This is a genomic window from Ferroacidibacillus organovorans, from assembly GCF_001642725.1.
In the GTDB taxonomy this organism is placed as follows: domain Bacteria; phylum Bacillota; class Bacilli; order Alicyclobacillales; family SLC66; genus Ferroacidibacillus; species Ferroacidibacillus organovorans.
This window is the reverse complement of the sequence record NZ_LSUQ01000081.1, coordinates 1-8,976: the sequence shown is the minus strand read 5'-3', so window position 1 is coordinate 8,976 and position 8,976 is coordinate 1. Positions and strand designations below refer to the sequence as shown.

11 protein-coding genes are annotated in these 8,976 nt (G+C 55.2%); all 11 read left to right on the top strand.

The features are described 5' to 3' along the window. Nucleotides 1–307: 307 nt before the first annotated feature. On the top strand, nucleotides 308–2,935 hold the full coding sequence (alaS, locus tag AYW79_RS14395) for an alanine--tRNA ligase (RefSeq protein WP_067567326.1): 2,628 nt from the start codon (nucleotides 308–310) through the stop codon (nucleotides 2,933–2,935). 76 nt (nucleotides 2,936–3,011) lie between these two features. Continuing rightward, on the top strand, nucleotides 3,012–3,272 hold the full coding sequence (locus tag AYW79_RS14390) for an IreB family regulatory phosphoprotein (RefSeq protein ID WP_067567317.1): 261 nt from the start codon (nucleotides 3,012–3,014) through the stop codon (nucleotides 3,270–3,272). A 5-nt stretch (nucleotides 3,273–3,277) separates the two neighbouring features. After that, on the top strand, nucleotides 3,278–3,691 hold the full coding sequence (ruvX, locus tag AYW79_RS14385; RefSeq protein ID WP_335339638.1) for a Holliday junction resolvase RuvX: 414 nt from the start codon (nucleotides 3,278–3,280) through the stop codon (nucleotides 3,689–3,691). Beyond that, on the top strand, nucleotides 3,691–3,963 hold the full coding sequence (locus AYW79_RS14380) for a DUF1292 domain-containing protein (protein ID WP_067567323.1): 273 nt from the start codon (nucleotides 3,691–3,693) through the stop codon (nucleotides 3,961–3,963). The genes ruvX and AYW79_RS14380 overlap by 1 nt, the downstream gene beginning before the upstream one ends. Nucleotides 3,964–3,989: 26 nt before the next feature. Continuing rightward, nucleotides 3,990–5,036, top strand: coding sequence for an endolytic transglycosylase MltG (mltG, locus tag AYW79_RS14375; RefSeq protein ID WP_067567311.1), 1,047 nt, complete (start codon nucleotides 3,990–3,992; stop codon nucleotides 5,034–5,036). A gap of 71 nt (nucleotides 5,037–5,107) precedes the next feature. Beyond that, nucleotides 5,108–5,803, top strand: a complete 696-nt coding sequence (gene sigK, locus AYW79_RS14370; protein WP_067567309.1) for an RNA polymerase sporulation sigma factor SigK — start codon at nucleotides 5,108–5,110, stop codon at nucleotides 5,801–5,803. A 117-nt stretch (nucleotides 5,804–5,920) separates the two neighbouring features. Next, nucleotides 5,921–6,481 (top strand): YqeG family HAD IIIA-type phosphatase, encoded by a 561-nt coding sequence (locus tag AYW79_RS14365; RefSeq protein WP_067567306.1) that lies wholly within the window; start codon nucleotides 5,921–5,923, stop codon nucleotides 6,479–6,481. A 1-nt stretch (nucleotide 6,482) separates the two neighbouring features. Then, a complete protein-coding gene (yqeH, locus tag AYW79_RS14360) occupies nucleotides 6,483–7,589 on the top strand; it encodes a ribosome biogenesis GTPase YqeH (RefSeq protein WP_067953428.1) in 1,107 nt (368 codons plus the stop codon). 21 nt (nucleotides 7,590–7,610) lie between these two features. Further along, nucleotides 7,611–8,471, top strand: a complete 861-nt coding sequence (gene aroE / locus AYW79_RS14355) for a shikimate dehydrogenase (RefSeq protein WP_156481946.1) — start codon at nucleotides 7,611–7,613, stop codon at nucleotides 8,469–8,471. A gap of 13 nt (nucleotides 8,472–8,484) precedes the next feature. Then, complete coding sequence (yhbY, locus tag AYW79_RS14350) at nucleotides 8,485–8,778, top strand: ribosome assembly RNA-binding protein YhbY (protein ID WP_067567300.1); 294 nt, start codon at nucleotides 8,485–8,487, stop codon at nucleotides 8,776–8,778. 5 nt (nucleotides 8,779–8,783) lie between these two features. Then, nucleotides 8,784–8,976 (top strand): nicotinate-nicotinamide nucleotide adenylyltransferase (locus AYW79_RS14345; protein WP_156481947.1); only part of this gene is annotated, 193 nt, incomplete at its 3' end.

The following is an 8,976-nucleotide window of genomic DNA, read 5'->3' as shown; positions in this document are numbered from 1 at the left end:
ACCGCAGGGTCCTGGGAGAGTAGGACGTTGCCAGACAATGCCCTCGCATGTGCGGGGGCTTTCATATCGCTCCATATCCGGACAGAAGTACCAAGAAGCCTGCATCCAGAGAGTTTCCGCCTTGGCTGAAAGCGGAAATGTGCGAGGGCATTGGGAAGCTCGTTCGCGCGTCAGTATAGGAGACGGGTTCCGCCCGCTAGCGCGGTCAAAGTGATGCGGGTCGCCTGCCGCATAACGAGGGTGGTACCGCGTGAGTCTCACGTCCCTTGGGGATGTGGGCTTATTTTACGTTCAGGAGGAATTTGGCATGCAGGGTAGAGAAATTCGTCGTCTTTATACGGAGTTTTTTCGGGAGAAGGGGCATGAGATTGTGCCGAGCGCAAGCCTTGTACCCCATGATGACCCAACGCTTCTCTGGATCAACAGCGGCATGGCGCCACTGAAAAAATACTTTGACGGACGCGTTGTTCCCACCAATCCGCGTCTTACGAACAGCCAAAAATGCATTCGCACAAATGACATTGAAAACGTAGGAAAAACGGCTCGCCACCACACGTTTTTTGAGATGCTCGGCAATTTTTCGATCGGCGATTACTTTAAGCGCGAGGCGATTCACTACGCGTACGAGTTTTTGACAGATCGATTAAAAATGGACGTGTCGCGTCTCTCGATTACCGTTCATCCGGAGGATGACGAAGCGTTTTTGATCTGGCATCGCGAGATCGGTTTTCCGGAAGAAAAAATCCTTCGTCTAGAGGAGAATTTCTGGGATATCGGCGAAGGGCCGTGTGGACCAAATTCGGAAATTTTTTATGATCGCGGGTCGGATGTTGGCTGTGGTCGCGACGCGTGTGACGCGAGTTGCGACTGTGACCGTCACTTGGAAATCTGGAATCTCGTTTTCAGCCAGTATAATCACAACGCTGACGGATCGTATACGCCGCTTCCCAAAAAGAACATTGACACGGGGATGGGGCTAGAGCGAACGGCGTCTGTCCTTCAAGATAAACCTTCGAATTACGAGACAGACCTTTTTATGCCGATTATTGAAGCGGCTGCAAAGAAGTTGGACGTGCACTACGGTGAGAAGGCGGCGGTCGACGTAGCGCTCAAGGTGATCGCTGACCATGCGCGCGCGGTGGTTTTTTCGATCACAGACGGTGTCGCGCCGTCGAATGAAGGGCGCGGTTACGTGATTCGCCGCTTGTTGCGGCGCGCGGTGCGCTACGGCAAACAACTCGGATTCGGCGAACCCTTTTTACACTCCTTGGTTCCTGTCGTCGCTGAAATGATGAGTGACGCGTATCCAGAGATCACGGCGCGCGCGAAACATACTGCGAAGCTCATGCAGCTTGAAGAAGAGCGGTTTCACGAGACACTTGCGGACGGCGAGGCGCTGCTCGCAAAGTCACTCGCGCGGCTGCGCGAAATGGGGTCGACCGTGCTGCCAGGCGCTGAAGCGTTTCGTCTCTACGACACGTTTGGTTTTCCAATCGATTTGACGGAAGAGATTGCGCAAGAGAGCGGCATGGAAATCGATCGCGAAGGATTTGTAGAAGCGCTTGAAGCGCAGCGGCAACGCGCGCGCAGCGCGCGGCAACAGGTAGACAGCATGCAGGTGCAAACGGGAGAGTTAGCGGATCTGCTTGTGCCAAGCGTCTTTGTGGGTTACGACAAGCTAAAGTCGGATGCGCATATCGTTGCGCTCTTTTTGAACGGCGAGGCCGTAGAGCACGCGGGTGCGCTCGAACGCGTCTTAGTTGTGTTGGATCAAACCCCTTTCTATGCGGAGAGCGGCGGTCAAGTGGCGGACGTTGGCGTCATTCGCGGGCGCGATTTTGAACTGCGCGTCGAAGATGTAAAGAAAGCGCCGAACGGTCAGCATGTCCACCTCTGTGAGGTGGTGATGGGATCGGTGCGCACGGCAGAGCGCGTGGTCGCCGAGGTAGACTCGCTGCGCCGCTCTGCGATTACGAAAAATCATACGGCTACGCATCTGCTACATCACGCGCTGCGTGAAGTGCTCGGAGATCACGTCGCACAGGCGGGTTCGCTCGTTCAACCGGATCGGCTGCGCTTTGATTTTTCGCACACGGGAGCGATTTCGCGAGAAGATCTAGAGCGCATTGAACTGCTTGTCAATCAGGCGATCTGGGACGATGAACCGGTCACAATTGAAGAAATGGCGCAGGCAGACGCGAAAGCGCTTGGCGCCATGGCGCTGTTTGGTGAGAAGTATGGTGAACGCGTACGCGTCGTGCGCGCCGGATCGCGCTCGATCGAATTGTGCGGCGGCTGTCACGTTTCGCATAACGGTCAGATCAACCTCTTCCGTTTGATCAGCGAGGGCGGAATTGGTTCTGGCGTTCGTCGTGTCGAGGCTGTCACAGGCGCGTTTGCATACGAGTTTGTCAAAGCAGAAGAGCGGCTGCTCTTCCGCGTGGCAGACCAGCTCAAATCGACGCCCGCACTCTTGCCAAAGCGCGTGGAGACGGTGACCGATCAGGTGAGAGCGCTTGAAAAAGAGGTAGAAACGCTCATGAATCGCTTGCATCGCGCGGAGGCGGGGCAGCTTGATGAGCGCATTACACAGTACGCACACGGAAGTGCGCTCGTGGCGTCGGCGCGTGAGCAAGATGTCGAGGGTTTGCGCGCGATGGCAGATTATTTGCGCCAAAAGCACGCGGATCTCTTGATCGTTCTTGGTTCTACGAAAGATGGGAAAGCAGCATTTGTCGTGGCTGTACCTCCTTCGCTCCAGGTGCGCGGCGCGCACGCTGGAAAGCTCGTCAAAGAGATCGCAAATCGGGCTTTAGGAGCGGGCGGCGGTAAAGCAGATCTTGCTCAGGCGGGTGGAGGGAACCCGGAAAAGTTGACCCAGGCGCTCGAACACGCAGAGACACTGCTCGCACAACTCTTGTCAGACGCTCTGTGAAAGAGGATTTTGGCGAACGGTCCGCGAATATAGTTTTTTGAGGACACGAATCGCGAGAGAGGGGTGTTACGTGTTCATGTCGTCTTTTGAAGAAACGATGCAGTTTCGACTTCGGCCTGATGAACCGAGTCGCGCCGAACGCGCTTTGCTTCTCGCCTATGAGGCGCTCAGTGAGAAAGGTTATAACCCGATTCACCAGATGGCCGGATACCTCATCTCGGGCGATCCAGCTTACATCACGAGCCATAAAGACGCGCGTGACACGATTCGCCGACTGGAGCGCGATGAGTTGATTGAAGAACTCGTGCGCGCGTATCTCGCGGCGCGCTTGCCGTGAGGGTGATGGGAATTGATTATGGTGACGTCCGGATCGGCATTGCAATGAGCGATGCTCTCCAGGTAACGGCGCAATCGCTTGAGGTGATCGATTGTCGGCGGGTGAAAGACCCAATCGCACGAATTGCGGAATTGGTCGCGCTACACGATGTGGAACGAATGGTACTTGGATTTCCGCGCAACATGAATGGTACGATCGGTGCACGTGCAGAAAAGACACAGGCGTTTAGGGATAGGCTGCAAGAAGTGATTGCTGTGCCAATGGAATGGATGGACGAGCGCTTGTCGACCGTTTCTGCGCAGCGGCTTTTGATCGAGGGAAATGTGCGCCGCGAAAATCGCCGCGGAGTGATCGATAAAGTGGCGGCGACGCTCATATTGCAAACGTATTTAGACCGTGTGAGGAGGGATGCGCCGTGATGGATTTGTTGCTTCAGGGTCATGTGACGCTGACCGACGACGAGGGACGCGATGAAGACTATGAGGTGCTTCGCGTTCTTGAAATGGAAGACCGGCACTATGTGCTGTTAATGTCGCTTCTTGAGCCGGAAGAGGAACCGCTCATCCTGCGCGTGGAAGGCAGCGTCGAGGATGATGACGCGTCGCTTTGCGGTATTGAAGATGACGAGGAGTGGGAGCGCGTCGCAGAAGCGTTTGACACACTCATGGTGGAGTGGGACGATCTAAGTTAAGCAGGAGAAAGGAAGCAGCGAAGCGAATGAAGCCACGAATGAGAAGGCGCGGGGGCCTGTCGCTCCTGGTCGCCTTCGCACTTTTTTGGGGAGGTATTTCTTCTTACCAGGCGATTTATCTCCCGGGCAATGTCGCAAAAACGACCTGGATCAACATCCCGGCGGGAGCGACATCGACTCAAATTGCTGACCTTCTTTATCGGAGTAGGGTGATACGCAGCCCGTTTTGGTTTCGTGTTTATCTCTCTCTTTCGGGGCAAGCAGATCGACTGCAAGCGGGTCGCTATCCGTTTTCGCCGAAACAAAATGTTCCTTCTGTGGTGAACGAACTGACGCGCGGGTCGGTTGCCTATAACACCGTTACTGTGACGTTTCCGGAAGGGTATACGGTCACGCAGATGGCGGCGACACTGCAGCGTTCAGGCGTGTGCAGTTCGCGCTCGTTTATGCACGCAGTAAAAGCGGATCATTTCTCGTACGCATTTTTGGCGACATCGTATCGGAGATCTTCGGTGCGCGACCCGCTTGAAGGTTTCTTGTTTCCAAATACGTATGATTTCGTGCGTGGCGAATCTCCACGCACAGTGATTCAAACGATGCTGCAAATGACGCAGCAGGTGCTTGATCCGTATCGTCTGCGTGAGATTGCGCGCGAGGGGCTGACCGTGCAAGAGGTGATGACTGTTGCCTCGATGATTGAGCGGGAGGCAAAGCTTAAGGTTGAGCGACCGCTCGTCGCGAGTGTGATCTATAATCGCCTCCATCTGCATCCGCCGATGAAACTGCAGATTGATGCGACGGTTCTCTATGCGTTAAATGGGCATGGAAGCCTCAACAATGACCTCTATATCAACAATCCGTATAACACCTATGTGTATGGTGGACTTCCGCCCGGACCGATCGCCAATCCGGGACTCGCCTCAATCCAAGCGGCGCTTCACCCGGCGAAGACGGACTACTACTTTTATGTCGCGAGAAATGACGGAAGCGGCGGTCACTACTTTTCGACGACGTACGCACAGCAATTGCGCAATGAAGTGAAAAGCCAGCAAAACGCAGCGCGCCACGGATAACCTGAGCGCTGGCCACACATGCGAGATGTCCCATTCGCATAGAATGGCTTGCGCGCAGGGAGGTGCATCAGGTGAGTCTGCTTTTGTCCTTATCCCTTTTGGTGCGGGAATTTACGGTGCTGGTTTCATACGTCAAAAATCAGACGTTTCCACAGCCGCTCGCTAAGCGCGAGGAGCATGAGGCGCTGTTGCGCTTCGCGTCTGGAGACAAAGACGCGCGCAACACGCTGATTGAACACAATTTGCGGCTCGTGGCACATGTTGTCAAGAAGTATGACAACGGGGTGACCGATACGGATGACCTCGTCTCTATCGGCACAATCGGACTGATCAAGGGCATCGAATCGTTTCGCGTCGAGCGCGGTGTCCGCCTTGCCACCTATGCAGCGCGGTGCATTGAAAATGAGATTCTCATGCATCTGCGCAGCCGCAAAAAAAGAAGGCGCGACATGAGCCTGCAAGAGCCGATTGGACAGGACAAAGAAGGCAATGAGGTCTCGCTGATTGACATTCTCGGATCAGACGCCGACGAGGTGATTGAAGACGTCGCATTTCGCATCGACCGCGAATCAATCTACACGGGTCTTAAAGTGCTTGAACCGCGCGAACGCGAGATCATTTGGGCGCGGTTTGGTCTTCCATATGGCGAGGAAAAGACGCAGCGCGAGATTGCAAAAGCGATGGGGATCTCACGCTCGTATGTTTCGCGGATTGAAAAGCGGGCGATTGAAAAGTTGCAGGAACAGTTTCGTGAAAACGCTCGTTGAAGCGCGCGCGTGGGTCAAATCCTTTTATGAATCGCCGGGTTGGCGTGGGAGGGATTGCGTTTTTTGCGAAGTCTTTCCCGCTTGTGTTACAGTAGAGCGTAACGGAGTTCAGGTGGGGTGCGTCTGCTGTCTTCTTTAAAACCGAACGAGTATGTGACATCCATATACCACATCGACGTAAAAGCGCTCGCGAATCGCGGCATTCGCGGAATCCTTACAGATCTAGACAACACGCTCGTCGCGTGGAATTCGCCCCAGGCTACCCCAAAACTGGTAGCCTGGCTTTCGCATGTCAAGGATTTAGGGTTTCGTGTGATGATCCTCTCAAACAATGAAACGGCGCGTGTGCGGGCGTTTGCGCAACCGCTTGGGATTCCCTGCATTGCGCCAGCACGCAAGCCGCGCACGGTGAATTTTCACAAGGCCTTGGCGCAACTGAACGTTTCTGCCGGCGAGACTGCGATGATTGGCGATCAACTGTTTACGGATGTGTTAGGGGGAAATCGGGCGGGGCTCTATACGATTCTGGTGCAGCCCATTCACCCGAAAGAATGGTTCGGCACAAAGGTCAATCGAATCGCAGAGCGCTTCGTATTGGCCAGGTTGCCAGAACCGGCGAGGCAACAAGAGTACACGTGGGACGATTCGGGAAGGGAAGATGTGTTGCGGGATGAGTAGTATGAGCCTGATTTGTACAGGCTGCGGTGCGCCGCTTCAAATGGATACAGAGGATGCTCCTGGCTACATCACGAATGAGGCGTTTATGCGGGAACAGCCGGTTTGTCAGCGCTGTTATCGGCTGATTCACTATGGCCAGTTTCAACCGATGGCGATTCCAGAGGAGACCTACCGCCAAGTGGTCATGAGGGCGCTCGCCCGTCCGTCATTCGTGCTCTATGTGATGGATCTGTTTGATGTGAGCGGGAGTGTCGTACCAGGGCTTACCGGGGTGCTTCGTCAGCATGACGTGATGATCGTCGCCAACAAGTTTGATTTGTTTCCGAAACAGACGGCAGATGAGTATGTGAAATCGTGGCTCTTGAGAGAGGCCAGGCGTGCGGAGATTCCAGCGAGTGACGCTGTTTTGGTCAGTGCAAAATCGGGTTACCACATGGATGAACTCATGGAGCGGCTGGAAGCGCGCGCGCGCAAGAAACAGATTGTGGTGATGGGAATGGCAAACGTCGGTAAATCGAGTTTGTTAAATGCGCTGCTGTCACGCTTAGATCCTGAACAGACGCGCTTTACTACGAGCGCCTTTCCAGGAACCACTCTCGGCTCGATGGCTATAAAGCTCGGGGATCAGGGGTTCACCATTGTTGACACACCTGGACTCATGGGGAAACATCGCATCCAGGATCGCGTGTGCAAGGCGTCGCTCAAGCAGATTATGCCGACAGAGCGGTTGCGCCCCCGCGTCTATCAGTTGCAAAAGGGGCAGACCCTCTTTTTGGGTGGCCTTGCGCGCTTCGATTTTGTCGAGGGGCCACCGCAGAGTGTCGTGGTCTACGTCGCCAATCAACTGCGCGTCCATCGCACGAAATTGCAACAGGCGGACAGTCTCTATGAGCGTCATCTCGGTGGGTTGCTCACGCCACCGTGCGCTTTGTGCGATGAAGGATTACGCACGCTCGTGCCTAAAAATGTTTCGTTTACAGAGGGCCGACCGGTCGATCTCGCGATCCCTGGGCTCGGGTTTTTGCGGCTCTCTGGTCAAGCCATCAAAGGCGTGATTCATCTGCCTAAAGGTGTCACGGTGAATGTGCGCAATGCGCTCATCTCGTAACGGAAGCTTCGAGTGAAAGGCGTGAGTGCGATCGAACGGATGTTCATGGTCATCGGTGACCCCATCGCGCACAGTCTCTCGCCTGTGATGCACCGCTCCGCCTATGCGGCGCTTTCTCTAAGTGCCTGGTACGGAGCGTGTAAAGTCACTGCGCGTGATCTGCCCGATGCAGTTCGTGGGTTGCGCGCCCTTTCGGTTGCCGGCTGTAACGTAACCATACCGCATAAAGAGGCGATTTTGCCGCTGCTCGATGATCTGACCGCGCGCGCGCGCGCCGTCGGCGCGGTCAATACGGTTACGCTGCGAGATGGGCGTCTGGTCGGGGATACGACGGATGGTGAAGGTTGGCTGCGCTCGTATCAAGACGCGGGTGCGCCGTCGCTCGCAGGACAGACCGTGGTTATCCTTGGCGCGGGCGGCGCGGCACGCTCCATTCTCTATACACTGCTCACAGACACACCGACTTGTGCTCGTGTTTTTGTGGTCAATCGGAACGGTGAGCGGGCGGCGCGCCTTTGCGCTTCATTCGCGCATCTCGCGAAACGGGTCGACCTTGTGGCGTGTTCGCTTGATGAACTGCGCGCGCAAGAGGTAGATGTGATAATCAATACAACCTCTGTAGGTATGGAAGGCGCACAGTGGAACGAGAGTCCGATTTCACCTGAGTTTATACGCGCACACCACTGGGTATCCGATATCGTCTATCGCCCTGCGCAGACCGTGTTGCTGATTGAGGCAGAAATGCGCGGCGCGCACACCCACGGGGGACTCGGAATGCTCGTGTATCAGGGGGCGCTCGCGTTCGAACAATGGTTTGGCGTTACGCCACCCATCGATCGAATGATGGCTGCAGCGAAAGAAGCGCTACGAATGAATCGATGAAAGGAGGAACAACATGCTTACAGGAACGCAGACTCGCTATTTGCGCGGACTGGCGCACCATTTGACGCCGATTTTCCAAATTGGTAAAGGCGGCATCTCAGAGAACATGCTCGACCAGATTGGGCTTGCACTTGAGGCGCGCGAACTCATCAAACTATCTCTGCTAAAAAATTCGGAGTGGACTGTGAAGGAAGCGGCGGAAGAAATCGCTCGCTCGACCAAAGCGGAGATCGTGCAGACGATCGGGAAGACGATCACGATATATCGCAAATCCGTCGATCACAAAACGATTGTGTTGCCGAGATGACCGTGATGCGGCTCGGAATGTTTGGCGGCACGTTTGATCCCCCGCACATTGGCCATTTGGTGATGGCAGAAGTAGCGCGCGAGACCGTAGGACTCGATCGCGTATTGTTTATACCAGCGGCCATCCCTCCGCATAAGGCGGGACTCTCGATTTCATCTGGCGAAGACCGCGCACAAATGGTTGCGCGTGCGATTGCTC